This window comes from Nocardiopsis sp. NPDC006198 (genome assembly GCF_040613895.1).
GTDB lineage: Bacteria > Actinomycetota > Actinomycetes > Streptosporangiales > Streptosporangiaceae > Nocardiopsis > Nocardiopsis tropica.
In genome coordinates this window covers 1-25,381 of record NZ_JBEXSY010000059.1, presented here as the reverse complement: position 1 = coordinate 25,381, position 25,381 = coordinate 1, and the positions used below count along the sequence as shown (strand labels likewise).

Annotated in this window: 23 protein-coding genes; 15 read left to right on the top strand and 8 right to left on the bottom strand. The window is 73.7% G+C overall.

Annotation, left to right across the window (positions count from 1 at the left end; genetic code table 11):
* The first annotated feature begins 8 nt into the window (after positions 1–8).
* From ABZ234_RS27555 to ABZ234_RS27505, 11 genes are all read left to right on the top strand, one after another.
* The gene (locus tag ABZ234_RS27555) at positions 9–194 is read left to right on the top strand and encodes a hypothetical protein (RefSeq protein ID WP_355013961.1); all 186 of its coding nucleotides are present in this window, start codon (positions 9–11) and stop codon (positions 192–194) included.
* 66 nt (positions 195–260) lie between these two features.
* A complete protein-coding gene (tatA, locus tag ABZ234_RS27550; protein ID WP_267945311.1) occupies positions 261–593 on the top strand; it encodes a Sec-independent protein translocase subunit TatA in 333 nt (110 codons plus the stop codon).
* A 306-nt stretch (positions 594–899) separates the two neighbouring features.
* The gene (tatC, locus tag ABZ234_RS27545) at positions 900–1,730 is read left to right on the top strand and encodes a twin-arginine translocase subunit TatC (protein WP_267950427.1); all 831 of its coding nucleotides are present in this window, start codon (positions 900–902) and stop codon (positions 1,728–1,730) included.
* A 104-nt stretch (positions 1,731–1,834) separates the two neighbouring features.
* Positions 1,835–2,272 carry a DUF397 domain-containing protein gene (locus ABZ234_RS27540; protein WP_330161567.1) on the top strand — a complete coding sequence of 146 codons (438 nt, stop codon included), beginning with the start codon at positions 1,835–1,837 and terminating at the stop codon, positions 2,270–2,272.
* A 95-nt stretch (positions 2,273–2,367) separates the two neighbouring features.
* Complete coding sequence (locus tag ABZ234_RS27535; RefSeq protein ID WP_267945309.1) at positions 2,368–3,264, top strand: YegS/Rv2252/BmrU family lipid kinase; 897 nt, start codon at positions 2,368–2,370, stop codon at positions 3,262–3,264.
* A 12-nt stretch (positions 3,265–3,276) separates the two neighbouring features.
* Positions 3,277–6,117, top strand: a complete 2,841-nt coding sequence (locus ABZ234_RS27530; protein WP_355013960.1) for a DEAD/DEAH box helicase — start codon at positions 3,277–3,279, stop codon at positions 6,115–6,117.
* A 192-nt stretch (positions 6,118–6,309) separates the two neighbouring features.
* Positions 6,310–6,717, top strand: coding sequence for an aspartate 1-decarboxylase (gene panD, locus ABZ234_RS27525; RefSeq protein WP_330161564.1), 408 nt, complete (start codon positions 6,310–6,312; stop codon positions 6,715–6,717).
* A 162-nt stretch (positions 6,718–6,879) separates the two neighbouring features.
* Positions 6,880–7,122 carry a hypothetical protein gene (locus ABZ234_RS27520; RefSeq protein WP_267945306.1) on the top strand — a complete coding sequence of 81 codons (243 nt, stop codon included), beginning with the start codon at positions 6,880–6,882 and terminating at the stop codon, positions 7,120–7,122.
* Between the two features lie 223 nt (positions 7,123–7,345).
* On the top strand, positions 7,346–7,852 hold the full coding sequence (locus ABZ234_RS27515; protein WP_355013959.1) for a flavoprotein: 507 nt from the start codon (positions 7,346–7,348) through the stop codon (positions 7,850–7,852).
* Between the two features lie 191 nt (positions 7,853–8,043).
* A complete protein-coding gene (locus ABZ234_RS27510) occupies positions 8,044–9,333 on the top strand; it encodes an MFS transporter (protein ID WP_355013958.1) in 1,290 nt (429 codons plus the stop codon).
* A 142-nt stretch (positions 9,334–9,475) separates the two neighbouring features.
* Positions 9,476–10,741, top strand: a complete 1,266-nt coding sequence (locus ABZ234_RS27505; protein ID WP_355013957.1) for a DUF4352 domain-containing protein — start codon at positions 9,476–9,478, stop codon at positions 10,739–10,741.
* 48 nt (positions 10,742–10,789) lie between these two features.
* Here ABZ234_RS27505 and ABZ234_RS27500 read toward each other — a convergent pair whose 3' ends face one another.
* The 4 genes from ABZ234_RS27500 to ABZ234_RS27485 all read right to left on the bottom strand — a co-directional run bounded on the left by ABZ234_RS27500 (position 10,790) and on the right by ABZ234_RS27485 (position 14,624).
* Positions 10,790–11,650: a (2Fe-2S)-binding protein gene (locus tag ABZ234_RS27500; RefSeq protein WP_355013956.1), complete on the bottom strand. Its 861-nt coding sequence runs from the start codon at positions 11,648–11,650 to the stop codon at positions 10,790–10,792.
* A 288-nt stretch (positions 11,651–11,938) separates the two neighbouring features.
* Entirely contained in the window at positions 11,939–12,673 is a 735-nt protein-coding gene (locus ABZ234_RS27495; protein WP_355013955.1) for a DUF2306 domain-containing protein, read from the bottom strand.
* Between the two features lie 68 nt (positions 12,674–12,741).
* Positions 12,742–13,611 carry an ABC transporter permease gene (locus tag ABZ234_RS27490; protein ID WP_355013954.1) on the bottom strand — a complete coding sequence of 290 codons (870 nt, stop codon included), beginning with the start codon at positions 13,609–13,611 and terminating at the stop codon, positions 12,742–12,744.
* Positions 13,608–14,624 (bottom strand): ATP-binding cassette domain-containing protein, encoded by a 1,017-nt coding sequence (locus tag ABZ234_RS27485; protein WP_355013953.1) that lies wholly within the window; start codon positions 14,622–14,624, stop codon positions 13,608–13,610. Before ABZ234_RS27485 ends, ABZ234_RS27490 begins: the two co-directional genes overlap by 4 nt.
* Positions 14,625–14,743: 119 nt before the next feature.
* On the opposite strand from ABZ234_RS27485, the gene ABZ234_RS27480 reads away from it, so the two are divergent.
* The gene (locus tag ABZ234_RS27480; RefSeq protein ID WP_355013952.1) at positions 14,744–15,568 is read left to right on the top strand and encodes a TetR/AcrR family transcriptional regulator; all 825 of its coding nucleotides are present in this window, start codon (positions 14,744–14,746) and stop codon (positions 15,566–15,568) included.
* 126 nt (positions 15,569–15,694) lie between these two features.
* On the opposite strand, the gene ABZ234_RS27475 is transcribed toward ABZ234_RS27480, so the two are convergent.
* On the bottom strand, positions 15,695–16,897 hold the full coding sequence (locus tag ABZ234_RS27475; RefSeq protein WP_267945295.1) for a cupin domain-containing protein: 1,203 nt from the start codon (positions 16,895–16,897) through the stop codon (positions 15,695–15,697).
* A gap of 254 nt (positions 16,898–17,151) precedes the next feature.
* Complete coding sequence (locus tag ABZ234_RS27470) at positions 17,152–19,251, bottom strand: prolyl oligopeptidase family serine peptidase (protein ID WP_355013968.1); 2,100 nt, start codon at positions 19,249–19,251, stop codon at positions 17,152–17,154.
* A 218-nt stretch (positions 19,252–19,469) separates the two neighbouring features.
* On the opposite strand from ABZ234_RS27470, the gene ABZ234_RS27465 reads away from it, so the two are divergent.
* Positions 19,470–19,970 (top strand): TspO/MBR family protein, encoded by a 501-nt coding sequence (locus ABZ234_RS27465; protein ID WP_355013951.1) that lies wholly within the window; start codon positions 19,470–19,472, stop codon positions 19,968–19,970.
* Between the two features lie 169 nt (positions 19,971–20,139).
* Here ABZ234_RS27465 and ugpC read toward each other — a convergent pair whose 3' ends face one another.
* Entirely contained in the window at positions 20,140–21,360 is a 1,221-nt protein-coding gene (gene ugpC / locus ABZ234_RS27460; RefSeq protein ID WP_355013950.1) for a sn-glycerol-3-phosphate ABC transporter ATP-binding protein UgpC, read from the bottom strand.
* A 728-nt stretch (positions 21,361–22,088) separates the two neighbouring features.
* Here ugpC and lnt point away from each other — a divergent pair.
* Together lnt and ABZ234_RS27450 are read left to right on the top strand one after the other, a co-directional pair.
* On the top strand, positions 22,089–23,675 hold the full coding sequence (gene lnt, locus ABZ234_RS27455) for an apolipoprotein N-acyltransferase (RefSeq protein WP_355013967.1): 1,587 nt from the start codon (positions 22,089–22,091) through the stop codon (positions 23,673–23,675).
* A 154-nt stretch (positions 23,676–23,829) separates the two neighbouring features.
* Positions 23,830–24,414, top strand: a complete 585-nt coding sequence (locus tag ABZ234_RS27450; protein WP_355013949.1) for an FxsA family protein — start codon at positions 23,830–23,832, stop codon at positions 24,412–24,414.
* A gap of 95 nt (positions 24,415–24,509) precedes the next feature.
* On the opposite strand, the gene ABZ234_RS27445 is transcribed toward ABZ234_RS27450, so the two are convergent.
* A complete protein-coding gene (locus ABZ234_RS27445; protein ID WP_355013948.1) occupies positions 24,510–24,989 on the bottom strand; it encodes a nucleoside deaminase in 480 nt (159 codons plus the stop codon).
* Between the last annotated feature and the right edge of the window lie 392 nt (positions 24,990–25,381).

Here is a 25,381-nt window from a genome sequence, read left to right as displayed (position 1 = left end):
GTGAACGCGTGATCGTCCTCGCCGTCCTGTTCGGTGTGTTCACAGCCGGACTCGCCGTCGTCGCGGCCCTCGCCCTGCGGGTGCGCCGCGCCGCGGGCGTGCTGTCCGAGCGGGTGGCACGGGCGTCGGGCGAGTACCGGGCGAGCAGTGATGACCTGCGTGAGCGCGTCGGTCGAAGCGGTGCGGGGACATGACGGACCCGTATCCGCGTACGCGTACCATCGAAGGCGCTTGTTCGCGCCCCACAGAGAGGTAGAACCATGGGACCGTTCAACGGACCTACCCTCGCCATCCTGGCGATCCTGGCCCTGCTGCTGTTCGGAGCCAAGAAGCTGCCGGACCTGGCCAGATCCCTGGGGCGCAGCGCCCGCATCCTCAAGGCCGAGAGCAAGGGCCTGATCGACGAGGACGAGAACGCCGAGGCGAACGGGGCCCAGAACCAGCAGGCCTCCCAGCAGCAGAACCCCGCGGCCGGCCAGCAGTACCCCCAGCAGCCGTCGCAGCCGCAGCAGCAGAACTACCCGCAGCTGCCCCCCGGCCAGCGCATCGTCGACGAGTCCGGTGAGACCACCCACCGCACCTACGGCAACTGATCCAGGCGCCACATCCGCGTGGAGCCGCGCTCCGCGGTGCCCCCCCCGCACCGCGTGACGCCGCGGTTCCGCCTCAGCGGCCCGCCCGAGGGCGGCGCCGCCGGACGCCCGACGCCGAGAGGCGGGCGGCTCCCGTGACGGGCACCCCCCGGTGCCGGACACGGGAGCGACACGGGCGCGGCGCCGAGCAGGAGCGCCGCGCCGCACGGCTGTCATGGGGGTCCGCGCCGACCGCGCGGACCCGGAGGAGAAGAGAGTGACCACACGATGAGCGCACGAGGCCGGGCGGCCAATCCGGAGGCCCGGATGCCGCTCATGGAGCACCTACGCGAGCTGCGCAGCCGACTGACCAAGGCGGCCATCGCGCTGGCCCTGGGCGCGGTGGTGGGATACCTCGTCTACGACTACGTGTGGGCGTTCCTGGTCGAGCCCTACTGCTCCCTGCCGGTGTCCCAGGTCAACGGACCCGACGACTGCTCCCTCATCGTCACCGGCCCCTTCGACGCCTTCTTCGTGGCCTTCAAGGTCTGGCTGTTCGTCGGGGCGCTCGTCTCCGCGCCGTTCTGGCTGTACCAGCTGTGGGCGTTCGTCGCCCCCGCGCTGCACGGGCGCGAGAAGAAGTACGCCTACCTCTTCGCGCCGCTGGCCGCCCTGCTGTTCGCCGGCGGCGCGGCCCTGGCCTACGCCATCACCTCCATGGCGCTCACCATGCTGTTCGGCTTCCTGCCCGAGGACGCCGACCCCTTCCTGACCATCGGCGAGTACCTCAACTACATGCTCATCATGATGGGCATGTTCGGCATCGGCTTCGTGCTGCCCCTGCTGGTGGTCCTGCTCAACATCTCCGGGGTCCTCCCGCACGCCGCCATCGCCAAGTGGCGCCGCGTCATCATCTTCTCCTCGTTCGTGATCGCGGCGGTCATCACCCCGGCCGAGCCGATCTCCATGCTCGCGCTGGCGGTCCCGCTCGTCGTCCTCTTCGAGATCGCCGAGCTGTTCGCCTTCCTCAACGACCGCCGCAAGAAGCGCGACGACCCCTACGCCGGCCTGGACGACGACGAGATCTCCGAACTCGACGACACCCCGTCCGCACTGGACGAGCCCGACGTGGGAGAAGAGTCCGGAAAACGCTCATGAGGGGCCCCGGCACACGCTAGGGTCGGGCGGTGGGGCGGGCTCGTCCCACCGTCGGCTCCGGTGCACCCCCGGGCCGACCCGGGCCGCGGAGAAGGGGAAGACCGATGAGTGAGCAGAGAGAAGCCCGACGGGAGCTCCCTCCCGAGGCCATGGGCAACGAGAAGTGGCACGACACCACCGACGCCGTCTGGATGCGCTCCTCCCTGTCCAAGGAGGAGTCCGAGGCGGTCGTGGAGGTCGCGACCTTCGACGACGGCTTCCGCGCCGTACGCGACGGCAAGTCCCCCGAGAAGGGCACGCTGTACTTCACCCCCGCCGAGTGGGAGGCCTTCGTCCTGGGCGCCCGTGACGGCGAGTTCGACATCCCCGAGGAGTACCTCACCGAGGAGGAGCGCCGGATCCAGAACGGCGAGGTCGACGTCGAGGTCGCGTGGGTGCCCTCCCCGCTGAACACCCCCAAGGCGATGGAGGAGTACCATCGCCGCCAGCGTGAGGAAGCCGAACAGCGGGAACAGCGGGCCGGGGCCTCCGAGACCTCCTGACGCACCCCCGCGCGCACCCGGGCGCGAGGGGTGCGCGGGCGACCTCCACAGCTCCGAACTCCCTCCCTGTCCCTTACGGGGTAGCAAGGACTGGTATGCCCCCTCACATCGCTCTTCTCGTCAACCCCGTCTCCGGCAGGCGCCGCGCCGCCGTCACCGCGGTCCGGCTCAAACAGGCGCTCCGCGACGCCGGGGCCAGAGTGCACGTGTACACCGGGCGCTCGGCCTCCGACAGCCGGAGGATGGCGCGCCTGGCCGCCTCCGACAACCCGGACGCCCTCGTCGCCGTCGGCGGTGACGGCCTCGTCCACCAGGCCCTCCAGGGTGTCGTGGGGACCGGGGTACCCCTGGCCGTGGTGCCCACAGGGACCGGCAACGACATCGCCCGCGCCTTCGGCCGCCCCAGCGGCCCGGCCCGGGAGGTGGCCGCCGCGATCCTGCGGGGCCGCACCCGCCCCGCCGACACCGTGCGCATGACCCTGGCCGACGGCACCCAGCGCTACTACCTCAGCGTCCTGGCCTGCGGCTTCGACGCCAGGGTCAACGAGCGGGTCAACGACTCCCGGTTCAGGCTCGGCCGCGCCGGCTACGTGGTGGGCCTGCTCGCGGAACTGCGCTCCTTCGCGCCCGTCGACTTCGAGATCGAGGTGGACGGCAGACGCATCGCCGAACCCGGCATGCTCGTCGCGGTCGGCAACACCAGCGCCTACGGCGGAGGCATGCTCGTGTGCCCCGACGCCGAACCCGACGACGGACTCCTCGACGTGGTCTTCGTCCGCGAGGCCCCGGTGGGCAGGTTCCTGCGCCTGTTCCCCCGCGTCTTCAACGGCAGCCACACCGGATGCGACGAGGTGGTGGTCGAACGCGGCCGCTCCGTCACCATCCGCGCCGCGGCCGGCGCCGCCTACGCCGACGGCGAGCGGGTCGGGGAGCCGCCACTGGTCTGCGAGGTCGTCCCCAAATCGGTCGAGATGTTGGAGCTGACCTCATAGGCTGGAGGCCATATGAGTAGTCACTCCGAGCGGTACGCCGCCTTCCGTCGGCGCCAGGCCGCCTCCAGCCCCGCCATCGAGGCCTTCCAGGGCCTCTACGGGTTCGAGTTCGATCCGTTCCAGGTCAGGGCCTGCCGGGTCCTGGAGAACGGCCACGGGGTGCTGGTGGCCGCCCCGACCGGCTCCGGCAAGACCGTGGTCGGCGAGTTCGCCGTGCACCTGGCCCTGTCCGAGGGCACCAAGTGCTTCTACACCACGCCCATCAAGGCCCTGTCCAACCAGAAGTACAACGACCTGGTCAAGCGCTACGGCGCCGACCGGGTCGGACTGCTGACCGGTGACAACAGCGTCAACGGCGAGGCCCCCGTGGTCGTCATGACCACCGAGGTGCTGCGCAACATGCTCTACGAGGGCTCCTCCACCCTCGGCGGGCTCGCCTACGTGGTGATGGACGAGGTCCACTACCTCGCCGACCGCTTCCGCGGCGCGGTGTGGGAGGAGGTCATCATCCACCTGCCCGAGTCGGTGCGCATGGTGGCCCTCTCCGCGACCGTCAGCAACGCCGAGGAGTTCGGCGAGTGGCTGCAGCAGGTGCGCGGCGACACCACCGTCATCGTCGACGAGAAGCGCCCGGTGCCGCTGTGGCAGCACGTCATGGTCGGCAACCGCGTCCACGACCTGTTCGTGGACATGGAGGAGGAAACCGGCCCGGAGGAGGAGCCCGACTCCGGCGGCCACCGCAGCAAGGGCAAGCGCAAGCGCGAGAGGCGCCGCCCGCAGCAGCACAGGGAGATCGAGGTCGGCGGCCAGAGGCTGCGGATCAACCCGTCCCTGATCCGGTTCGCCGAGGAGGACTCCCGGATCACCCAGCTGGCCGACCGGAGGCGCCACCCGCAGTCCAGGGCCCGGGGCAGCATCCGCCCGCGCTCGCGTTTCGCGCCGCCCTCCCGGACGGCCATCATCGAGGAACTCGACGACGACGGGCTGCTGCCCGCCATCACCTTCATCTTCAGCCGTGCGGGCTGCGACGACGCCGTCCGCCAGTGCGTGGCCTCCGGCCTGGTGCTCACCAGCCCGGAGGAGGCCGCCGAGATCCGCGAGTACGCGGAGACCCGGTGCGCCGACATCCCCCCGGCCGACCTGGCCGTGCTCGGCTTCGACCAGTGGCTCCGCGCCCTGGAGGCGGGCATCTCCTCCCACCATGCGGGGATGCTCCCCACGTTCAAGGAGATCGTCGAGCACCTGTTCTCCCGGGGGCTCATCCGCGCCGTGTTCGCCACCGAGACCCTCGCCCTGGGCATCAACATGCCCGCGCGGACCGTGGTCATCGAGAAGCTCGACAAGTGGAACGGCGAGGCCCACGTCCGGCTCACCCCGGGTGAGTACACGCAGCTCACCGGCCGTGCCGGACGCCGCGGCATCGACGTGGAGGGCCACGCCGTCGTCGTGTGGCAGGCAGGGACCGACCCCGAGGCCGTCGCCAGCCTCGCGGGTACCCGCACCTACCCGCTCAACTCCAGCTTCCAGCCGTCCTACAACATGGCGGTCAACCTGGTGGGCCAGGTCGGCCGCCGGCGCAGCCGCACCATGCTGGAGGAGTCCTTCGCCCAGTTCCAGGCAGACCGCGCCGTGGTCGGCCTGGTCAAGCAGCTGCGCAAGCACGAGGAGGCGCTGGACGGCTACGCCAAGGCCGCCGAGTGCCACCTGGGCGACTTCATGGAGTACGCCTCGCTGCGCCGCGCCCTGAGCGACCGCGAGTCCGTGCTCTCCAAGACCCGTTCGGCCCAGCGGCGCGACGAGGCCCTGGAGAGCCTGGAGAAGCTTCGGCCGGGCGACATCATCCGCATCCCGTCGGGCCGCTTCTCCGGACACGCCGTGGTGCTCGACCCCGGGCTGCGCCACGACCTGCCCGCACCGCTGGTGCTCACGGCGGACAAGCAGGTCAAGCGGGTCAACGCCAGCGACTTCACCGTTCCCGTGCATCCGTCCGGGCGGATGCGCATCCCCAAGTCCTTCTCCGCCAAGTCGCCCAGGTCCCGCCAGGACCTGGCCTCCACGCTGCGCAACAAGCTCAAGGAGCGCGGCACCGACCCGGTCTACGAGCGGGGCGGACGCGACGCGGGCGAGGACGCCGAGGTGCTGCGGCTGCGCACCGCGCTGCGCGAGCACCCCTGCCACGGGTGCGCGGACCGCGAGGACCACGCCCGCTGGGCGGAGCGGTACTTCCGGCTGAGCCGTGAGACCGACTCGCTGCGCCGCCGGGTCGAGGGGCGCTCGCACGTCATCTCCCGTACCTTCGACCGGGTGTGCGGCGTCCTGGAGGACCTGGAGTACCTGTCCGGGGACAGCGTGTCCGACGACGGGTCGCGTCTGGCCAAGATCTACTCGGAGCTGGACCTGCTCGTCGCCGAGTGCCTGCGCCGGGGGGTCTGGAGGGGCCTCAACCCGGTGGAGCTGGCCGCGTGCGTGGCGTCCCTGGTCTACGAGGCGCGACGCAACGACGACGCCTACCCCCGCGTCCCCTCCGGCCCGGTCGAGACGACCCTCGCCGAGATGGTGCGGCTGTGGGGCGAGCTCAACGAGGTCGAGGCCCGGCACCGGGTGTCGTTCCTGCGCCAGCCGGACCTGGGGTTCGTGTGGACGGCGCACCGGTGGGCGCGCGGCGACCGGCTGGACGACATCCTGCGCCAGGCGGACATGCCCGCGGGCGACTTCGTGCGCACCGCCAAGATGCTGGTGGACATGCTCAGCCAGATCGCCGGGGCGACCGGTGACGCCGAGGTGCGTTCCATCTCGCGCAAGGCCGCCGACCTGGTGCGCCGCGGAGTGGTCGCCTACTCCTCGTTCAACTAGGCGCGTTCTGCGCGGCGGCCGGTCCGGTGGGGCCGGCCGCCGCGGGGAACACCCGCGGCCGCGGGGGCGTTCGTCGCATTGCGGGACCCCGGTGGTCGCAGCCGCTCCCGGCCGGGTCCATCATGGGAGACGCACGGGACCCCCGACACAGGGGCCTGTAGTTCGCAAGACACCTGAAACGAGGCTCGAACAGTGCTGCGCACCCTCATCAACGGCAAGATCCACCGCGCCACGGTCACCCAGGCCGACCTGCACTACGTCGGCTCCGTCACGATCGACGCCGACCTGATGGACGCCGCCGACATCGTCGACGGGGAGCAGGTCCACATCGTCGACATCGACAACGGAGCCCGCCTGGTCACCTACGCCCTCGTCGGGGAGCGCGGCAGCGGGGTCATCGGCATCAACGGGGCCGCCGCCCGTCTGGTCAGCCCCGGCGACCTCGTCATCATCATCGGCTACGCCCAGGTGGACGAGGCCGAGCGCGCCGAGCACGTCCAGCACATCGTGCACGTGGACCGCGACAACAGGATCGTCAAGCTGGGCAACGACCCGGCGGAGCCGGTCCCCGGCGACGCGACACTCGTCGCCGGGCGCTGACCGGCCCGGACACGCACGAGGCGGACGCCCGTGCCGGCGCCCACGGCGTCGGCACGGGCGTCCTGTCCGTGCAGCGGCTTTCGGTGCGCACCTACAACCCTTGCAAACTGGCCGATTCCGGCCTGATCGGTCCTCCCGGCGGCGGGTATGCCCACAGTCGGCATGGACGACACAGGAGACGAGGAACAGCGCCGGATCGCCGAGCACATCGAATGGCAGAAGCAGGGGGCGTGGGTCGTCGTCTGGGGGGCCTACACCCGCTGCTTCTGGGCCTACGCGTGCTGGCCGGTGGTCCCCGAGAGCGGCGTCGTCATCAGTGCGCGCGACCCGCACAACCTCTACGCCGAGATGCGCTACGTCGAGCGCGAGCACGACTTCCTGCGCTGGCGCTACGGCCGCGCCTAGGAGGGCGTCTGCTCATTCGGCCCGAACGCACGCGTTCCGCACACGCCCCCGGGCGGCGACCGCGGTAAGGCGTTCGCGTCGCGCGGGAGGCGCCACGGGTGGCGGGGGCGCGCCGACCGGCGCGGGCCCTGTGCGTACCGCCGTCGTCCACCTCGGGGACACCCGGAGGAACCAGGGCCTCGTGGCACGCATGCGCCCCCGCCCCAGCGGACAGACCGGACGTATGGGAACCCTCTACCTCGCCCTCTCCGCCGCCTCCACCAGGCCGGAGGAGACAGCCCCCGACCTGGTCCGCCTGCTCCAGGGGAAGGGGTGGCGGGTCACCGTCCTGTGCACGCCGACGGGCACCCGCTTCCACGACCTCGACGCACTGGAGGCGCTGACCGGGGAACCGGTCCGCGTGGACTTCCGGCGTCCCGGCACCGGCACGAGCCTGCCCCCTCCGGACGCCGTCCTCGCCTGCCCCTGGTCCTTCAACAGCACGAACAGGACCGCCCTCGGCCTCACCGACACGTTCGCCGTCGCGCTCGTCTGCGAGATGATCGGGCGCGGCGTCCCCACGCTCCTGGTTCCCAAGACGGGGGACGGACTCGCGGGCCATCCCGCACTGGACCGCAGTCTCCGGTTCCTGGACGAGATCCCCCACGTCACGCTGCTGCGCGATCCCGCCCATGGTCTTCCTCCGTGGCGCCGGGTGGCCGACGCCCTCGCCGGGGCGGCCGTACCGTGAGGAGCCGTGGGGCCCGGCCCCTGTCCTGTCCGGGGACGGGGGCGTCCTGTCGGCTGTCCGGGGGAGCGGGTCCGCCGCCGCAGTTCACGGGGCGGGAACCGCCCCCGTGGGGCGGGGACCCGACGCGTCCGTCCCCCTGAGCGGCCGGTTACGATTCCTCCGTAGATAGGACGAATCGGAGAGCAGGCCTCGTGTCGACAGAAAACGCTCATGTCGGGGAGGCCCTCCCCGAGGAGGCGCGCGCCCGCATCCAGCGCCGCACCGTCCTCGTCCTCATGCTCGCCCAGGTGGTCGGCGGCATCGGCATGGGCGCCATGCTCGCCGTGGGCGCGCTCATCGCGCTCGACCTGTCCGGCTCGGACGCCTGGTCCGGTATGGCCACCACCATGATCACCCTGGGCGCCGCCGTGTTCGCCCTGCCGCTGGCGTCACTGGCCGCCCGCCGGGGACGCCGTCCCGGTCTGGCGCTGGGCTGGACGCTCGGCGCCGTCGGCGGAACCACCGTCATCGCCGCCACCGTCCTGGAGTCGTTCGCCCTCTTCCTCCTCGGGATGGTGCTCGTCGGAGCGGGGACCGCGACCAACCTCCAGTCCAGGCACGCGGCCGCGGACCTGGCGTCCGAGGCCACGCGCGGCCGCGACCTGTCCGTCGTGGTGTGGGCGACCACCGTCGGCTCGGTGGCGGGCCCCAATCTCATCGGCCCCAGCGGGAGGGTCGCCGCCCTCCTCGGCCTCCCCGAGCTGCTCGGCCCCGTGGTCTTCACCACCACCGGGTTCGTCCTGGGGGCGGTCCTGATCTTCGCCCTGCTGCGCCCCGACCCCCTGCGCACGGCCACCACCGAGCTGGCCCGCAGCGGGGCCCCCGCCGGTGTACGGCTGTCCGTGCCCGGAGCCCTGCGCGTCGTCGGACGCAGCCCAGGAGCCCTCCTCGCGATCGTGGGCATCGTCGCCAGCCACACGGTGATGGTCGCGGTCATGACGATGACGCCCGTGCACATGTCGCACCACGGCGCCGCGCTGACCGTCATCGGCCTGACCATCTCCCTGCACATCGCCGGCATGTACGGCCTGTCGCCGGTGGTGGGCTGGCTCACCGACCGGTTCGGCCGGGTCCCGGTGCTCCTCACCGGCCAGGTGATCCTGCTGGTCGCGACCGCGGTGTCCGGTACGGCCGGGCACGACGAGGTGCTCGTGACGACGGGGCTGGTGCTCCTGGGGCTGGGCTGGTCCTTCGGTCTGGTGGCGGGGACGGCCCTGCTGGCCGAGTCGCTGTCGGCGGACGTGCGCCCGCGGGTGCAGGGGGTCAGCGACCTCACCATGAACCTGGGCGGCGCCGCGGCGGGAGCGCTGTCCGGTGTCGTGCTGGCCCAGGCGGGGTTCGGCGGACTCAACCTGTTTGCGGCGCTGTTCACCCTGCCCGTGTTCGTGCTCGCTGTGCGCGCCCTGGCGTCCCGTTCCCGAAGCACCCCGGGGACGCCGTGAACCGGGCCCCGTAAAAACATCCGGACCTTTACCGGAAACGCCCCCGCAGCTGTCCTATGAGTCCCCGGACCGCGGTTACCGTGCAGTTTTGGGGCGCCTACCGGCCTCGGTGGGCGGATTCCGCTGACAGGGGGTGTTCTCAGTGACCGGTCGAGAGCCCGAGGACGGGGCGGGGGAAGCGTCGGAACCGCGTCCCGACCCGGTGAACCACCACCCGCCGGAGGAGTGGAGGCCCGGGGACCCCGGGGACCCGGTCGAGGGCGGCCGGCAGCCCCCCGGCGAACCGCCGCACGAGTCCCCCCACCACGATCCGCACATGCGGCAGCCCCCTCCGGGCGGGGAAGGACAGGGGTACACCTCGCAGGACCCGCCCCCGGGCGGGCACCCCGGCCGGGACCGGCCCTTCGGAGCGCACCCCTACCGGGAGCAGCCCTACGGCGACCACCCGCAGGAGGACGGCGCACCGGGGGAGACCCCCGCCGGCGGATCGTCCGCGCCGGGCGCCGGTGAACTCTCCGAGGGACCCAACGGGCCCGCGCAGGCGGGCTACGAGCACGAGGGGTACCCGCCCGGCTACGGCGAGACGGACACCTCGGAGGCCGGCGCGGGAGGGGCCCCGGACGGAGGCCCGCTCCCCGGGGACCGGAGCTCCGGCCAGGGACCCGGTTACGGCGAGGCGGGCGGCTACCCGTCCGGCCAGGGGCCCGGGTTCGCGTCGGATTCCGGATACGCGGCCCACCACGACCCCGGACAGGGCTACGGGCAGGGGCCCGGGTACGGCCCGGGACAGCCGCCCGGATACGGCCCGCCGGGCTACGGGCAGGGACCCGCCTACGGCCAGCAGGGCTGGCAGCCGCAGCCCGGCTACACCTACCCGCCCCAGGGCGGCTACGGTCCGCCGGAGACCAGACCCACGCCCTGGGGCAAGATCATCGGGATCGGCTGCGGCGTCCTGCTGCTCCTGCTCCTCCTCGGCGGCGGGTGCACGGCCATCGCGCTGATCTCGGCGGGCGTCGGCGACCGGGCCACGGAAGGGTCCGGGGAGCGGGCCCCCGGGGACGAGGGGCTGACCGAGACCCGGGGCGCGGAGGTCACCGCCGGCGAGACCGACTTCGAGCCCAGTCCGCTCTACGCCGAGGGCGTCTACACGAGCGTCGCCGTCTCGGTCACCAACTCCGGCGAGGAACAGCTGGACGTCAACCCGCTCTACTTCAGCATCGTTGACGAGGAGGGCTCCGTCCACAGCACCAGCGAGGCCATCGGTATGGACGCCAACGAGCTCGGCGCGCAGACCCTCGCCCCGGGACAGACCACGTCCGGGGCGATCACGGTCGAGGGCCGGGTGGACGCGGCGCGCGTCGTCTTCGAGCCCTTCTACAGCGGCCCGGTCGAGGCGCCGGTCACCTGAGGCCGGTGGCGGGGGCACACAGGACCCCGGGCTGTGCGCAGGCGTGCGTCAGGGGGCCAGGGCGGGGTCGCGCAGCCACTCGGACAGGGCCTCCTGGCGCTCGCCGTCGCACTTGAGGGGGCAGGTGGTGCAGTAGCCGTGCTCGGGGTCGCCCTTGTAGTCGAAGCAGCACGTGCCCCGTACGGCCCAGGTCCCGCGCGGGTTCTCCGGGGCGAAGGGGAACAGGCGGGGCCGTTTGCGGGTCACGGCGCCCGCCTCGACCACGGCGTCCGCCAGCCTGGTGGCCAGCCCCCAGGCCTCCTCCGCGTCGCGGCCCAGGTACCGGGCCGGGTTGAGCATGTAGAAGTGCAGGGTGTCGAGCACCCACCCCCACAGGGTGCGCCTGCCCGCGCGCGAGTGCGCGTGCAGGGCCTCGACCAGGGGCGAGAAGGTGGCGAACAGGCCCTCGGCGGCCAGGCGCAGCTGGTCGTCCTCGTCCCGGGCGACCACCGTCCCGGGACGGCCCGCGGCCGGGTCGTCCGGCAGCACGGCCAATCGGGTGTCGACCGACGCGGGGGTGCGGAACCGCGCCTGGACGGTGTCCCAGGGCAGGTACAGGCGGTCCGGGGACAGGACCGGCGCGCGCCCGGTCAGGTACAGGGAGGCGGAGACCAGGAAGATGGGCTCGCGCAGGGTGACCCGGAGGAAGTTGGTGGCGGCCGGGAGCCGGTGCCCGGGACCGTGCTCGGTCTGCAGCTTGTCGAACAGGACCGGCAGCCAGCCCTCCGACGCCAGGGAGTCGGACCGGTACCAGTGCACGCCGCCGACCGTGGGGGAGTGCAGGTCGTCGAGGGGGAGAAGGGCGGGCAGGGGCGCGAACCTGAGCCCCGCGCAGGCGTCGCGGAGCGTGTCGAGCGGGTCTGGAGTCACCGCGGAACCTGCCCTTCGTCGCTGATGCCGTCGTGTCCGGGGGTGCGTTGTCGCAGTTCACACCCCGGGGGTACGGGTACATCTGCGTCTCTTAAGTGAGGCTACCCTAACGAGTGGTGATGTCGCAATGAACGTCGGGGTGACCCGGATCCTTCCCCGAAGCGTGGTCGGAAAGTCCGGTTCGCTCAAAATCTGGTGCGTTTTTGTCTTTTGTCCGCTGTTTCGGGTGTCCGGGATGTGCGGTGCGGAGCCGCGGCAGCGCCGTCGCCACCGCGGCCCCGCACCGGATCACGCCGTCCTCGGGGCGCGTGCCCCGCGTCCGCGGGGGCGGCGGTACTTGAGCCACCACTCCACGAACAGCAGGGGGAGCACGGTGTTGAGGAACGCCGCGCCCGGGGCGATGTCCAGGATCAGCGCCTCCATGTCACCGCCGTAGCCCGACTCCAGGCGGGGCAGCACGGCGAGCATCAGCAGGGGCACGCTCACCCTGGCGAGGGGGATGGACAGGATCAGCGCGAAGCTGCGCAGCATCCACTCCCGGTGCACGCCGTACCGGCGCCTGCGGGCCATCGTGTAGCCGATGGCGGTGAAGGCCAGCCACGAGAGGGCCCACACGGTGTTGATGAGGGCGACCGAGGTCCCGCCGTGGCTGTACGGCGCGATGAGCAGGGCCGGAACCCCGACGAAGGGGATGCCGAACACGACGTAGGCGCGCCCGCTCCACCGGTGCACGGCGGGGTACGCCAGGCGCAGCCAGGGCCACACCTGGAGGGTCACCAGCGCCATGAGCACGGTGCCGCCGAAGATGTGCGTCAGCAGCATCGGGTAGTACCAGCCGGGTTCCTCCCAGATCGGTATGGGCGCGGTCGCGGGGTCCAGTCGCGCGTAGGGCGGGACGGAGAACGCGGCGAAGGTCCCGCAGAGCAGGGCCAGCGGTGCGATCCAGGGGCGCTCCCACCAGCGCGCGGCGGGCCGCGCGCGGCCGGCGCCCGCTCCGGGGGACTCCGCGGTGGAGGTGGTCATGGGTCTTCTCCTCTGTCGTGAGGGGGCGAGGAGCGGGGCAGGGCTCGCGGTGGCGCGGCGGGACCGGGTCAGCGGCTGAGCCGCCGGAAGCGCCGCACGGCCAGGGGCGCGGCCACGGCGACGGCGAGGACCGGGACGGCCAGCGCCAGCAGGAGGGCGTTCTCCGAGGGCCAGGCGTCGGAGGGCAGCGACGGGTTCCCGAACAGGTCGCGGGTGGCGGTGACCACCGCCGAGAGCGGGTTCCACTCGGACACCGGGGCCAGCCAGGACGGCATCGCCGAGGAGGGGATGAAGCTTGTCGAGAGCATGGTGATCGGGAAGACCAGCGGGTAGACGACCATGCTCACCGCGTCGGGAGTGGGAAGCAGAAGGCCCATGAGCACCCCCAGCCACACCAGGGCCAGCCGGAAGAGCAGGAGCACCCCGATCGCGGCGGCGGCGCCCCCGGGGCCGTCCTCGGCGCGCCAGCCCATCGCCAGCCCGACGAGGAGCAGCACGGCCACCTCGGCGCCCGCACGGGCCATGTCGGTCAGGACGCGGGCGCCCAGCACGGCCACCGGGGACATGGGGAGCGTGCGGAAGCGGCTCATCACGTCGCGGTCGGTGTCGCGGGCGATGCCGGAGGCGGTGCCGCCGACGCCGTAGACCATGACCATCGCGACCATCGCCGGGACCAGGAACGCCCGGTAGCCGTCCGTCCCCGGCGGCGCCATCACGTCCCCGAACACGTAGCCGAAGAGCAGGACCATCATGACCGGCATGGTGATCGCGATAGCCGGCTCGAAGGGGTCGCGCGCCATGTGCAGGAGGTTGCGGCGGGTCAGGACCAGGGTGTCGGAGAGCGCCTTGCGCCACCCGCGGAGGGCGCCCGGCGGGCGGGGCGGGCCGTCGCCGGGCGGGGTCGGGCGGGGCGTGGTTCCGAGGCCGGCGGCGGTCATCGGTACTCCTTCCGGAGGGTGTCGTCGGAGGCGGCCGGGTCCCCGGAGCCCCCGCCGGAGCGGTCGGCGGCGGGCTCCCCGGTGAGGGCGAGGAAGACCTCGTCCAGGCTGGGACGGCGCACGCCGACGTCCTCCACCCGCAGGCCCGAGCCGTCCAGCGCGCGGACCACCGCGGTCAGCACGGCCATGCGGTCCCCGGCGGGGACGCTGACGCGCTGCTCACGGCGGTGGACGCCGACCGCCCCGGGGACGGCGGAGCGCAGGAGTTCGGCGGCGGCCTCCAGGTCGGCGGGGTCGCGGACGATCACGTCGACGCGGTCGCCGCCCGCCCTGGTCTTGAGGGCGTCGGGCGTGCCCTCGGCGATGACCCGGCCGCGGTCGAGCACGGCGACGGAGTCGGCGAGCCGGTCCGCCTCCTCCATGTACTGGGTGGTGAGGAGCACGGTCGTGCCGGAGGCCGCCAGGGCGCGGACCGAGTCCCAGACCTGGAGGCGGCTGCGCGGGTCGAGCCCCGTGGTGGGCTCGTCCAGGAACAGCACGGCGGGCCCCTGGACGAGGCTCACGGCCAGGTCGAGGCGGCGGCGCATGCCGCCGGAGTAGCCGTCGGCGCGCCGGTCGGCGGCCCCGACCAGGTCGAAGCGCTCCAGGAGGGCCTCGGCGCGGTCCGCGGCCTCGCGGGGGCCGAACCCGTACAGGCGGCTGAACATGACGAGGTTCTCGCGGCCGGTGAGGAGTTCGTCCACCGACGCGTACTGGCCGGTCAGGCCGATCCTGGTGCGGACCAGGTCGGCCTGGGCGACCACGTCGTACCCCGCGACGAGGGCGTGCCCGGCGTCGGGGCGCAGCAGCGTGGCCAGGGTGCGCACGACGGTGGTCTTGCCGGCGCCGTTGGGCCCGAGCAGGCCGAGGACGGTCCCGGGCGGGACCGTCAGGTCGACGCCGTCCAGGGCCCGGGTGGAGCCGTAGCGCTTGCGGAGCCCCCGGGCGCTGATGGCCGGGGTCGGGTGGGTCATGGCGTGCGCCCTCTCAACTGTTTATCTCATACACGTATTAGTGTAATAGATACACAGTTTTAGGATGGGTGTCAACGCGACCTGGAAGCCGAAGGGGCGCAGCCGACGACTGGTGGGGTATGACGACCGAGCAGCAGCCGACGAGCCGGACGACGCGGGAGGTGGACCTCCTGTGGGGCCTGGACCGGCCCGCACCCAGACGCGGGCCCCGGCCCAAGCTCAGCCGGGAGGCCGTCGTCGACGCCGCCGTCGCCGTCGCGGACGCGGAGGGCCTGGAGGCCGTGTCCATGCAGCGGGTCGCCAAGGAGCTCGGCTACACCACGATGTCCCTCTACCGGCACGTGGACAGCAAGGAGGACATGCTCGTCCTCATGAGCGACCGGGCCATGGAGGGGACGCCGCCCGCGCCGCGTCCGGACCGGGGGTGGCGGGCCGGGGTCGAGGAGTGGGTCCACGAGGTGATGGAGGTGTACCGCCGCCACCCCTGGGCGATCCAGCTCCCGCTCAGCGGGCCGCCCGTCGGGCCCAACGGCCTCCGCTGGATGGAGGCGGGCCTGCGCGAGGTCGTCCGCTCGGGGCTCGACGTGGGGGGCGCGCTCCAGATGCTCTCGATGCTCTCCTCCCTGCTGCGCGACACGCTCCGCCTGGAGGCGGACATGGCGCGCGCGGCCAGGGAGGCGGGGAGCACGATGGCCGAGGCCGAGCGCGACTACAGCGCGGGCCTGCGCAAGGTCGTCACCCGCGAGGAGTTCCCCACGATCGCGATGATGCTGGAGAGCGCGGTGCTGGAGGAGGAGCCGCCGCCGGGGCGTCCGGACCGGCTCGGCGGTCCCGCGGAGGAGTTCGGCTTCTCCCTCCACCGCGTCCTGGACGGCATCGAGGTCCACGTCGGACGGCTGCGCGCCGAGCGGGAGGCCGCGGGCGGGGACGCCCCCGCCCGCTAGCCGCGCTCCCGCGGGGCGGGCGACCCGCGCTCCCGCGGGCCGGGGGCCGCGGCGCCCCCGCCCCCTCCGGCCGTCCGGCGCCGCTGAGGACGGGGGAGGGCGGCCGGCGCCCGCCCCCGCGACCGGTCAGCGCACCAGCACCAGGTGGTGCCTGGCCAGCACCGCCACGATCTCCGCGGCCCGCTCCGGGGCCACCCCCGCGCGGTCGGCCAGCGCGCCCACCGTCAGCGAGCGCTCCTGCGCCAGCACCGCCAGGACCGGCTCCACCTCGGCGGGGAACCGGTACCGCCGCCCGCTCACCGACACCGCGACCCGCCCGTCCTCGCGGACGAGCGGCGGAGGCAGGATCGGCACGAACTCCACCCGGGCGTCCTCCGGCGGAGCCCCCTCCTGGACGGGCCACGGGAGCGAGAACGACGTCCGGCGCGGGAACCGGGCGTCCCGCTCGGCCAGGAAGTCGTCCACGCCCCACTCCTCGGCCAGCTCCACCAGCCGCGCCGCCAGCTCGTGCTGGTGCTTGCGCCGCACGTCGGGGTCGCAGAAGCGGGGCAGGTCCCGCCGGAACCCCTCCTCGGCGAACAGCCGCCGCACCAGGGCGTCCGCCCAGTCCACCCCGGTCGCGCGGGTGAACCCGAAGGTCAGGTGCATGCTCACGTCGCCCGTCCCGGTCACGGTGTGCCACCAGCCGCGCGGCACGTGGATCACCTGGCCGGGGCGCAGGACCCCCTCCCACACCAGGTGCAGCCCGCCGTCGGCGTCGCGGGGGGGCTCGTGGTCGTGCTCCAGGTCGTTCTTCATCGGGAAGGGGCGCGAACCGGGGCCGTGCACCTGCCAGTGCTTGGTGCCCTCCACCTGCACGATCACGGTGTCGTGGTCGTCCCAGTGGGTGTCGAAGCCGCGCGACTCGCCCCAGATCAGGTACAGGTTGGCCTGCGCGCGCTCGCGCACGAGCCGCATCAGGTCGTCGGCCGCCGCCCCCACGGGCGGGTGCATCCTGTCGACCCCGTCCAGGACCAGGCTCGCCCCCGCGCGCAGTTCCCGGTAGAGCGCCTCGGGGCGCACCACCCGGCGCTCGGTCCGCGAGGCGGTCGCCGTCTCGGTGTAGCGGTCGACCGGGACGGGCGACCCGTCGCGGTGCAGGCGCAGTCTCGGCGGTTCCGGCGAGCACGCGGCCAGCAGCCCGTTGAGGTCGTCGAAGGTCAGCAGCGAGCGCACCGCCTCCGCCCCCAGGTCGGCGAAGACGAACTCCTCCGACAGGCGTGTGGTGAGGGCCTCCCGCCCCACGATGTCGCACAGCGTCCGGGTGAACAGGTGGCCGGGGTCGGTCACGGGTCGTCCTTTCCGTACAAGGGGGAGGGGGCGCCGCCCGGCCCGGTCGCCCGGGCCGGGCGGCGCCCCGGTCCCGAGATCAGATGAAGTCGGAACTGGAGTCGGTACCGTCGCTGTCGCCGCCCGCGGTGATGTCGCGCGACGTCACGTCGGCCAGGTCCTCGATCTCGACCTCGATGGGGTCCATACGCACCGCACCTCGCTTTCTGTGTGCTTCTCGTGCTGTTTCCTCTGTCCAGGGCCGCCCGCGCGCGTCAGCGCGGGGACAGCCCCGTTCGGTGGGCCGCGAACGCGTGCGCGTCGGCGGCCAGTCCCACCGCCCGGCCGACCGCGCGCGGGCCGTGCCCGACGTCGCGTTCGTACCGGAGCAGGACCGGTGGGCGCCCCCCGGCCCGCGCGGCCGCCAGGAGCGCCGCGCACATCTTGCGCGGGTGGGCGGCGTCGGTGCGGGTGTCTCCGTGGAAGCCGGTGAGCAGGACGTCCGGGAAGTCCGGCCGCGGCGTGCGCGCGGCGGCCTCCAGGGCCCGGTGGTAGGGGGAGTAGGACATCAGGGCGGCGAAGTCGTCCGGGTCGGCGGCGGTGCCGAACTCCCGCGTCCACATCCGGCCCAGGCCCATCCGCTCGAACCGGGCCATGTCCGCGAGCGGAGCCGAGGCGATCACGGCCCCGCACAGGTCGGGACGGGCGGTCGCCGCGGCCAGGACGAGCAGACCGCCCGCCGATCCGCCGGACAGGCACAGCCGGTCCCGCGTGCACAGCCCCGCCGCGACCAGGGCGTCGGCGGAGGCCACCAGGTCCTCGACGGCGCGGGGTTTGGCGCGGCCGGACCCGGCCAGGTGCCACGCGCGGCCGGCGTCGCCGCCCCCGCGCACGTGGGCGACGGCGTACCGCCCCCCGGCGAGCAGCCAGGCCAGCACCGTGGCGCTGAACCCGAACTGGCGCGGGCGGCCGAAGCCCCCGTAGGCGTGCAGGATGGTCGGGGCGGGACCGGAGGGATCCGGCGCACCGGCGCCCGCCGCGCCGAACACCGTGACGGGGACCCTCGTGCCGTCCTCGGAGCCGCACCACAGCACGGTGCGCTCCACGGCGGGGGAGGGCGGGGCGTCCGGGGCGCCCGGGGGCCAGGGGCCGGGCCGCCGCTCCCCGGGCGGCAGGCGCAGGATCCGCTGCTGGGCGGCCACGTCCGCGTACGCCAGGTACACCGATCCGTCGGGGGCGGTCTCGGGGGTGGAGACCATGCCCTCGCCCGGCAGGTCCACGGGGTGCAGGAGCGCGCCGGTGCGGGCGTCGTGGACGGAGGCCTCGCTGATCCCCAGGCGGGTGCGCGACACGAACAGCGCCGGGGCGCCGGCCCCTTCGCCGGGGGAGCGGGCCAGGACCGCGAACGCGTCCAGGGTGGCGCCGCTCTCCTGCGCCACCACCTCGGTCCAGTGCTCCACCCCGGGTTCTTCCGGGGAGACCGCGCAGATGCGCCTCCAGGGCGCTCCCAGGGTGGTGCGCAGGTACAGGAGGCCGTCCGGGCCCAGCCGGGCCTCGGTCTCGCCCTCCTCGCCCACCTGGACGGGTCTCGGCGCGGGCCGCGCCGTCCGGCCGCCGGACAGGTCGGCGAGCCACAGGTCGGTGCGGTGCCCGGTGCCGTGGCTCTCGGTGACCAGCAGCCACCGTCCGCCCAGGACGCGGACCCCGGGCACGGTGCCGGGGGCGGTGCAGGCGTGGACGAGCGTCTCCGCGCCGTCGCGGACGCGGCGCAGCCAGACGCCGCGCACCCCCCGCTCGCCGTCGCGGCGCACGTAGAAGAACGAGGGTTCGCCCTCGGGGGCCCACGCGACGTGGGAGTAGCGCACCCCCGGCACCTGCGGTCCGCACGGGTCGCCGGTGGCGGTGGAGAGCACCCGCAGGATCCCGCGCTCGACGCCGCCGCGGGAGGTCTGCACGGCGACCATGTCGCCGCCGGGGCCGGGTTCCCAGGCGTCCAGGGTGGTGCGTCCGGTGGGGTCCTCGGCCGCGGGGTCGTAGACGGTGCGCGGGGGCGCCGACCCCTCCAGCACGACGAGGCGGGGGTGTTCGCTCCCGGCGGGGCGCACGGTGGCGAAGGCCCTGCCGGGCCGGTGCGCGGGGACGCTCCACAGGTCGGTGGCCACGAGGGAGCGGATCCGCTCGGCCAGGTGCTCGCGCAGGGGCCAGGCGGCGGCCTCGCGCTCGTACTCGCGGCGGCGCTCGTCGAGCCAGCGGGCGGTCTCGGGGGAGTCGGGGGTCTCGAGCCAGCGGTGGGGGTCGGCCACCCGGCGGCCGTGCAGGGTGTCGACGACGGGGCCGGGGGCGAGGGCTGCTCCGGGGGCTCGGTTGGGCACCATCACATGGTTCAGGTGGGCCGAGTCGGCGGTCAAGCAACAGCTACCTCACCCACAGGAACATGAGTATGTCCGACTGGTCAGGTTTATGCACCGTTTGGGGAAGTGTGAGGGCTCGCGTCCCTTGTGGGCGGAGCGGGTCCGAACGGGTAGGACCCCGGACGCGGGACGCCACGTCCCGCGGACTCCACGGGCACACCGCCCGGGACCGGGAGGAGAGCATGGGGGAGACGGTGGAGCGGCGCGGGGCGCCGCTCGGTCGGTCCGTCCTGGCGGCGGCGGGGTTCGCCGCGGCCGTCGCAGCGGTGGCGGCCGTGGGCGGGGTGGCGGCGAGCGGGTCGGGCGCGGTCTACGCGGGACTGGAGCTGCCGGCCTGGGCGCCGCCCGCCTGGCTGTTCGGCCCCGTCTGGACCGCGCTGTACGTGGTGATCGCGCTGGCCGGATGGCTGGTGTGGAGGGCCTCCGGGACGGCGGGGGCTACGGCCTTCTTCGCCGTCTACGCCCTCCAGCTCGTGCTCAACGCGGCGTGGACCCCGCTGTTCTTCGGCGCGGGCCTGTACACAGCGGCGCTCGCCGACATCACCGCCCTGGCCGTGGCGGTGGCCGCCGCGATCGCCCTGGGCCGCCGGCACAGCACCGCCGCGGCGCTGCTGCTCGTGCCGTACCTGCTGTGGGTGCTCTTCGCCGCCGCCCTCAACCTCGCGATCGCGGTGGCGAACTGAGTCCCGCCCGCCGCCCCGGTGGACAGGGGCGGGGCGGCTCCCCGCGTCGCGCGGGGAACCGCCCCTGGGCCCCGGAGGGCGGCGGACCGGCCGGAGGGGCGGGACCGCGGCTTCGGGGCCCCGGTCCCGCCCCCTCCGAACCCACGGCTCACGGAGCCGGAGGGACCGCTCAGGCGTTGTCGGGGTGGCCGATGGCCAGACCGCTCTCCTGGTCGAAGAAGTGCAGCTGGCTCACGTCCACCGACAGGCTGACCTTGCTGCCGGGACGCACCTGGCTGCGGGGGCTCACCCGGGCGGTGAAGAGCGAGCGGTCGCCGCCCAGGGGCAGCGCGGCCTCGGCGCTCTCCTCGTCGTCGCCCGCGGCGTCCCTGGCCAGCGCGGTGGCGTCCTCGTGGCGCACCGGCGGGGCGTCGACGCCGAAGATGATGTTGATCTCGGTGCCCAGCTCCTCGGTGACGCCCGCGGTCACCTCGATGCGGGGGTCGCCGTTGCCGTCGAACTCGGCGTCGTTGAAGTCCGAGGGGCGGATGCCCAGGATGACCGAGCGGCCCAGGTAGTCGCGCAGCTTCGGACGGGCGTCCAGGACGGCCGCGGGGACGGGCAGCTTGTGCTCGGCGAACTTGAGGGTCGCCCCGCTGCCGTCGGCGGTCAGCTCGGCGTCGACGAAGTTCATCGCGGGCGAGCCGATGAAACCGGCCACGAACAGGTTGACGGGGGAGTCGAACAGGCGCTTGGGGGTGTCGACCTGCTGGAGCCGGCCGTCGCGCAGCACCGCGACCCGGTCGCCGAGGGTCATGGCCTCGATCTGGTCGTGGGTGACGTAGACCGTCGTGACGCCCAGGCGCTCGTGGAGCTGGTTGAGGGAGGCGCGCATCTGCACGCGCAGCTTGGCGTCCAGGTTGGACAGCGGCTCGTCCATGAGGAACGCGCGCGGCTCGCGCACGATCGCGCGGCCCATGGCCACGCGCTGGCGCTGACCGCCGGAGAGCGCGCCCGGCTTGCGCTTGAGGTAGGGCTCCAGGCCCAGCATCTCGGCCGCCTCCTGCACGCGGCGGGCGATCTCGGGCTTGGCGACCTTGCGCAGCTTCAGGCCGAAGGCCAGGTTCTGCTCGACGCTCATGTGGGGGTAGAGCGCGTAGTTCTGGAAGACCATCGCGATGTCGCGGTCCTTCGGCGGGCGGTCGTTGACGATCTCGTCGCCGATGACCAGCGTGCCGGCGGAGATCTCCTCCAGGCCGGCGATCATGCGCAGCGCGGTGGACTTGCCGCAGCCGGACGGGCCGACGAGCACCATGAACTCGCCGTCCTCGATCTTCAGGTTCAGGTCGTCGACGGCCTTGACGTCGCCGCCGTAGATCTTGTCAACGCCCTCAAGGACGATCTCCGCCATGGTTTCAGCTCCCGCGCTGGGCTCGAGGTGGGGGTGACGGGGATCTCGTGGCCGAAGGTCCGCGTCACCCGACCCGGTGTTTCCGAAGTTGATCGAAACGGGCCGATTTACTGATCACATCAGACACGATCGTGATCGAAAAGTCCAGGCTTGGCCTGATGTCGATCCGATTGCGGTCAGACACAAACGGCACCGGTCCAGCTGGCGTGGCGGCCCCAGGTGCGTTAGCCTGTCCGACGGTTCATCGCTATCTCCCCTCCAGACGCTCGAAGCGGCGGTCACGACACGGCAGCCGGGTTGAGGCATCCGGTTGGGGAGTCTGGGTAACCTAACGACCAGTCCAGCACTGGACGGACCGGTTGTGCGGCCCCCGCTCGTCCGATCGGACGCTGCATCACGCGCCAGGTGCAGTTGGGATCGGGTGAGGGGCGGAGTACCACGACCGGGCGGGGGGTTGGACCCGGAAAAGGCCCGGACATCCAGTAGACAACGGTCTTCCGAGCTCGCCGCCGACGGGACGGAGCCGGTCCGAAGGGTGGCTCGGGCCTTTTCCGCGTCCCCCCAATATGCTGACCGCCAGCACTTCACCCGCCAGCGGAAAGCGAGCACCCCACGTGGTTGCCGAGCACATCGAGCAGGGCGACGCCCCCGGCTCCGACAGACCCTCGCCGGGACCGGAGGGGCGGGAGCGGACGGCGAACCCGGGACGCTCCCTCGCCTCCGCGCTGATGCCGGGACACCGCTGGGGACGCCTCGACCTGCTGTGGCGCGTACTCGCCGCGGTCGGCTCCGGCCTCGCACAGCTCCTCGCCCTGCCGCCCTTCGGCCTGTGGTGGCTGGGACCCCTCAGCGCGGCCCTGCTCGCCTTCGCCGTCGCCGGGACCCGCATGCGCCGCGCCGCCTGGATCGGCGCCCTCGCCGGAGGCACCCTCATGGTGCCGCTGGTGCACTGGCAGGACATCTTCGGCGTGGACGTGTGGCTGGCCATCGCCAGCGCCGAGACCGTCTACTTCCTCCCCATGGCCATGGGTGTGGCGCTCGTCATGCGCCTGCCCGGCTGGCCGCTCTGGACCGCGGCGCTGTGGGTGGCCCAGGAGGCCGTGCGCGCCCGCTGGCCCCTGGGCGGCTTCCCCTGGGGCAAGCTCGCCTTCGCCCAGCCCGACACGCCCTTCGTCGGCTACGCCGCACTGGGCTCCTCCGCGCTCGTCTCCTTCGCCGTCGCCCTCACCGGCGGGCTGCTGCTGTGGAGCGTGCTGCGCGCGGCCCACGCCCTCCCCGGCGCACGGGGAACGGCGCCGGACGCCCCACCGGCCCCACCGGCCCCGCCGGCCCGCACCGGGTGGATCGGCGCGGCCGCAGGACTGGCCGCCTGCGCCGTCATCGTCGCCGGGGGCTCCCTGGCCCCCGCGATCGGCCGCCCCGCCGTCGACGACACCGTCACCGTCGGCATGGTCCAGGGCAACGTGCCCAACGTCGGCCAGATGTCCATCCTCGGCGAGCGCATGCAGGTGCTCAACAACCACGCCGACGGCGTCCACGAGCTCGCCGCCGCCGTCCGAGAGGGGGAGTACCCGAGCCCGGACATGGTGCTGCTGCCCGAAAACGCCACCGACATCGACCCCTTCCGCGACCCGGTCGCCCGCGAGGTCATCGACGCCGCCGCGGCCGACGCGGGCGTCCCCCTGCTGTGGGGCATGAGCCGCTTCAACGACGACGGCACCCGCTACGTCAGCAGTGTCGTCTGGGACCCGGAGACCGGGCCGGGCGAGCTGTACGACAAGCGCTACCTGGTGCCGTTCGGCGAGTACGTCCCCTACCGCGACTTCTTCACGCGGTTCGTCGACCGCCTGCAGCAGGTCAGCTCCGACGCCGTCCCGGGCACCGAACCCGGGGCCCTGGACGTGGCCGGCACCACGCTGGCGGTCGGCATCTGCTTCGACGTCGCCTTCGACCCGCCGGTGCGCGAGTCCGTGGCCGCGGGCGGGCAGGTCATCGTCATCCCCACCAACAACGCCAACTACAACTTCACCGGCCAGTCCGACCAGCAGCTCGCCATCACCCAGCTGCGCGCGGTCGAGCACGGCCGCCCGGCGGTGGTCGTCTCCACCAGCGGCGTCAGCGCCGTGGTGGACCCCGACGGCAGCGTCGTCTACCGGTCCCCCGAGGGCGAGCCCGACATCCACGTGGCCGAGCTCGACGCCATGGACGGCACCACGGTGGCCACCCGGCTCGGCGCCGCCCCCGAGGCGGTCCTGAGCGCCCTCGGCCTGGCCGCGGTCGCCGCCGCCCTCGTGATCGGCCGCCGCCGGGCCTGAGGACGCCACGGAACCCGCGCCGGGCGCCCCGCCGGGGCGTCCGGCGCGTTCGCCCGCGGATGAGCGGGCCCGGTCGGGGAACCATCAGGGCCCCGGGCGCGTTCACCCCTGTAAGGGAGGACCCGTTGGCCGACGACCCTGAGGATGGTTCCGCATGCCGCTGCTGACAGTGCTGGCGCTCATGGCGCTGCCCTTCCTCGAAGTGTGGCTGATGATCGTGGTGGGCGGCTGGATCGGTGTCCCCTGGACACTGGCGGCACTGGTCTCGCTGATGGTCCTGGGCGTGGCCGTGCTGCGCCGGGCCGGGACCAAGGCCTTCCGGGACGCCGACAGGGCCATGCGCTCCGGTGAGCCGCCGCGCGGCGGCCTGCTCGACCCGCTCATGCTGATGGCGGGGGGCGTCCTGCTCGTCATCCCCGGCTTCATCACCGCCGCGCTCGGACTCCTGCTCGCCCTGCCGTTCACCCGGCCGGCGCTGCGCTGGGCGTTCGCCGGATGGGCGCAGCGGCGGATGAGGAAGATGCAGGACCGCGTGAACCAGGAGTTCGTCGTGCAGGGCGTCGGCGTCCCCGGACAGGGCGGACGCGCGGGCGACCCCTTCGGGGGAGGCCCCGGAGCCGCCCCCTTCGGCCGCCGCCCCGGGGCCGACACGGCGGGGGACGCCCCCGCGTCCGACCGCGGACGCGTCATCCAGGGCAGGTTCGAGCCCACCGACGGGGACGACGACACCCCCAGATGATCCATCCACCTCCCGGGGCAGGCGCGCTCCCGGGAGCGACGAGGCCCGCCGCGGATCGCCCCACGGCGGGCCTCGTCACGTCCGGCCCCCGGTGGTCAGTCCCGGTCGTGGAAGTGCGCCTGGAGCGCGCGCACCTCCTCGGCGAGCGCCTCCACGGGGCCCTCCACCTCGACCCCGGGCACGACGTCGTTGACGGACAGCGCGCGCACGGGTCCCGGGGGCACGCCCCACCCCTCCAGCCAGGAGACCAGCTGCGCCGTGGAACTCGCGTACACGATGCGGCCGAGGCCCGCCCAGCCGTGCGCCGCCGAGCACATGGCGCAGTGCTCCCCGGAGGTGTACACGGTCGCCGCCGCGCGCTCGGCCGGGGTCATGCGGGTCGTCGACCACCGGGCGATCGCGAACTCCGGGTGCTGGGTGCCGTCGCCGCCCGCGACGTGGTTGTGGTCCTCGAACAGCACGGTCCCGTCTGCCGCGACCAGCAGTGATCCGAACGGCTCGTCCCCCGCGGCCAGCGCCTCCGCGGCCAGTTCGACCGCACGCCTCAGGTGCCGCAGGTCGGTGTCGTCCACCATGTCCTCCCTCTCCTCGCGCCGCGGCCCCCGGCCGCGGTCCGCGCCACGGTACCGCCGGGGCGGCCCGGGCGGCGAACCCCCTGCGGGAGGCGTCCCGGGGCCCGGCCGGGGGCCGCGTCCGCGGCCGAACCCTTCTTCCCGGCCCGCGCCCGCACCGCCCACGGCGCCATCGCCGCGGAGCGGGCCGAACCCCACCGCTGAGGGCCGGTCCGGGGCCGGCCCGACCGGGCCCGCACACGCGGACGGCCGCGCCCGCCGCCCGCCGGCGCGGCCCGCGGGGGGCCGGGCGGGCGCCGAGACCAATGAGGGCGCCCCGGGCCCGGCCGCCGCACCGGCCGCCGCCGCGCCATCACCCCCCCCAGGGGGGGCGGTCCCCCGCCCGCCCCCGCCCC

Bases quoted from the DNA above. Each gene is read 5' to 3' on its own strand.
- tatA (WP_267945311.1), top strand. From the start codon at position 261: ATGGGACCGTTCAACGGACCTACCCTCGCCATCCTGGCGATCCTGGCC.
- tatC (WP_267950427.1), top strand. From the start codon at position 900: ATGCCGCTCATGGAGCACCTACGCGAGCTGCGCAGCCGACTGACCAAG.
- ABZ234_RS27540 (WP_330161567.1), top strand. From the start codon at position 1,835: ATGAGTGAGCAGAGAGAAGCCCGACGGGAGCTCCCTCCCGAGGCCATG.
- ABZ234_RS27535 (WP_267945309.1), top strand. From the start codon at position 2,368: ATGCCCCCTCACATCGCTCTTCTCGTCAACCCCGTCTCCGGCAGGCGC.
- ABZ234_RS27530 (WP_355013960.1), top strand. From the start codon at position 3,277: ATGAGTAGTCACTCCGAGCGGTACGCCGCCTTCCGTCGGCGCCAGGCC.
- ABZ234_RS27520 (WP_267945306.1), top strand. From the start codon at position 6,880: ATGGACGACACAGGAGACGAGGAACAGCGCCGGATCGCCGAGCACATC.
- ABZ234_RS27515 (WP_355013959.1), top strand. From the start codon at position 7,346: ATGGGAACCCTCTACCTCGCCCTCTCCGCCGCCTCCACCAGGCCGGAG.
- ABZ234_RS27495 (WP_355013955.1), bottom strand. From the start codon at position 12,673: ATGACCACCTCCACCGCGGAGTCCCCCGGAGCGGGCGCCGGCCGCGCG.
- ABZ234_RS27490 (WP_355013954.1), bottom strand. From the start codon at position 13,611: ATGACCGCCGCCGGCCTCGGAACCACGCCCCGCCCGACCCCGCCCGGC.
- ABZ234_RS27485 (WP_355013953.1), bottom strand. From the start codon at position 14,624: ATGACCCACCCGACCCCGGCCATCAGCGCCCGGGGGCTCCGCAAGCGC.
- ABZ234_RS27480 (WP_355013952.1), top strand. From the start codon at position 14,744: ATGACGACCGAGCAGCAGCCGACGAGCCGGACGACGCGGGAGGTGGAC.
- ABZ234_RS27470 (WP_355013968.1), bottom strand. From the start codon at position 19,251: ATGGTGCCCAACCGAGCCCCCGGAGCAGCCCTCGCCCCCGGCCCCGTC.
- ABZ234_RS27465 (WP_355013951.1), top strand. From the start codon at position 19,470: ATGGGGGAGACGGTGGAGCGGCGCGGGGCGCCGCTCGGTCGGTCCGTC.
- ugpC (WP_355013950.1), bottom strand. From the start codon at position 21,360: ATGGCGGAGATCGTCCTTGAGGGCGTTGACAAGATCTACGGCGGCGAC.
- lnt (WP_355013967.1), top strand. From the start codon at position 22,089: ATGCCGGGACACCGCTGGGGACGCCTCGACCTGCTGTGGCGCGTACTC.
- ABZ234_RS27450 (WP_355013949.1), top strand. From the start codon at position 23,830: ATGCCGCTGCTGACAGTGCTGGCGCTCATGGCGCTGCCCTTCCTCGAA.
- ABZ234_RS27445 (WP_355013948.1), bottom strand. From the start codon at position 24,989: ATGGTGGACGACACCGACCTGCGGCACCTGAGGCGTGCGGTCGAACTG.